Genomic DNA, 2,008 nt, shown 5'->3' with positions numbered 1-2,008 from the left:
TGTCAACGGCAGAGTAAAAGTGAGCCAAAGGGCAGCGCAAAATGTTGCCACTTTGGGGTTGGGATAATCAGCGTATAGACGAGCGCCAGCATCCGGGCGGCCGCGCTTGTCAGATAGCTGGCGGTTGCCCGGATGCTTTGGCCCGTCAGGGCCAATCTGTGCTAATTGTGATTTAGGTTTTGGGCGTTGCCTGACGCGCCTTGCTCTGGCCAAGGCGGTAGCTTTCGCCATTCATCTCCAGGATGTTGACGTGGTGGGTCAGACGGTCGAGGAGTGCGCCTGTCAGCCGTTCTGACCCGAATGTTTCTGTCCATTCGTCGAATGGCAGGTTGCTTGTGATCAGCGTGGATCCGCGCTCGTAGCGTTGGGAGATCAATTCAAACAGGAGCTCGGCCCCGGTTTTGCTCAGTGGCACAAAGCCCAACTCGTCGATGATCAACAGCTTGTAACCCACCATCTGCTTTTGAAGCCGTAGCAGTCTGCGTTCGTCTCTGGCCTCCATCAGCTCATGGACGAGTGCGGCTGCGGTGACAAATCCAACGGACAGGCCTTTCTGGCATGCTGACAGGCCAAGGCCCAAGGCGACATGGGTCTTGCCTGTGCCGGAAGGCCCAAGCGCGATGACATTCTCGCGCCGGTCAATCCATTCGCAACGCGCCAACTCCAGCACCTGCATCTTGTTCAAGGCCGGGATCGCCTTGAAGTCGAAGCTGTCCAGGCTTTTGACGGCCGGGAACTTGGCAGCCTTGATGCGCCGTTCGATCATCCGCCGTTCACGGTCGATCATTTCCAATTCAACCAAGCGGGCGAGGAACTGGACATGATCCTGCCCCTCTGTGGCGCATTGGCGGGCCAGTTTGCCATATTCTCGCAGCACCGTAGGCAGGCGGAGGGATTTGAGCCGGTGATCCAGTAAGATTTGAGGGGCTTGGGTCATGCAGCCTTGCCCCGCTGCATCAGGGACATATAGCTGGCCGCTGACGTTGTGCCGACATTGGCCTTTGGCAGATAAGGATAGACATCCAGATCCAATTTGGGCGGCCGCTTCTCGATCTGGCACAGCACAAGGTGTTTGACGGCGTCAAACCCAATGGCCCCCATGCGTAGTGCGTTTTTGACGGCAACCTGTAGGTCTGCCATCTCGAATGTCTCCAGCAGCCGCAGGACCTGCACATACTCACGCCGGCCAGCCTTGATCATCCGCGCCTCCATCAGGCGGCGCAGGGTCGCAAATTCCTCTGGCAGATCCCATTTCGCCAAAGGGGCCGCCTGATCTAGAGCACCAATCTTGTGCTCAAGCAGCGGCAGGTAATGGACAGGATCAAAGACCATATCCTCCCGGTCCCAGCACCGGGGGTGGCGGGCGATCACATCGCCACCACAGCCAATGGCTACCTGATCGACATAGCCCCGGATCCAGACGTCACGGTGGCCATAGGCAACCGGCACCGAGTAATCATTGGTTTTGTAGCGCACCAAGGATTGCGAGTTCACCTGGCCGGTGGCCTGATCACAGGCATCAAACGGAGATGCAGGCAGATCCATCATGGCATCAAGGTCACGGACGAGACGTTGTCCAATGCTCTCGCTGTGACCGCGCAAGACATCCGCCTGACGCTTGCGGCATTGCTCTTCAAGCCAAAGGTTGAAGGCTTCCCATGTCGCAAAATGAGGGATGGGCACCATGAAGTTGCGCCGGGCGTATCCGACCAGCCCCTCAACAGCGCCTTTATCGTTGCCCTTTCCCGGACGTCCATAGCGATCATGGATGAAGTAATGCGACAGGAACCCGCTAAACAGCTTGGTCCGTTTGCGCGAACCATTCGGCAGGATCTTCGCGACCAAGCATCGATCATTGTCATAGAGAACCGACTGTGGAACCCGTCCGAAGAATGCAAAAGCATGGACGTGACCGTCAACCCAAGCTTCAGACACCGCCGCAGGATATGCACGCACAAAGCAGGCGTCACTGTGGGGGAGATCAAGTGCGAAGAAATACGCCTTTTGC

General features: G+C 57.4%; 2 protein-coding genes. Both read right to left on the bottom strand.

Going from position 1 to position 2,008, the window contains the following annotated elements:
- Nucleotides 1-172: 172 nt before the first annotated feature.
- Nucleotides 173-937, bottom strand: coding sequence for an IS21-like element helper ATPase IstB (gene istB / locus G560_RS0118065; protein WP_022705676.1), 765 nt, complete (start codon nt 935-937; stop codon nt 173-175).
- A partial coding sequence (locus G560_RS0118060; protein ID WP_022705675.1) for an IS21 family transposase occupies nt 934-2,008 on the bottom strand: 1,075 nt, incomplete at its 5' end. The genes G560_RS0118060 and istB, both read right to left, overlap by 4 nt.

Origin of the sequence: Pseudorhodobacter ferrugineus DSM 5888 (assembly GCF_000420745.1) — a bacterium.
Lineage (GTDB): Bacteria > Pseudomonadota > Alphaproteobacteria > Rhodobacterales > Rhodobacteraceae > Pseudorhodobacter > Pseudorhodobacter ferrugineus.
Note: the sequence above shows the minus strand (reverse complement) of the source record. Positions and strands in the feature narration are given on the sequence as shown.

Coding starts and splice junctions, on each gene's coding strand:
- istB (WP_022705676.1), bottom strand. CDS start 937: ATGACCCAAGCCCCTCAAATCTTACTGGATCACCGGCTCAAATCCCTC.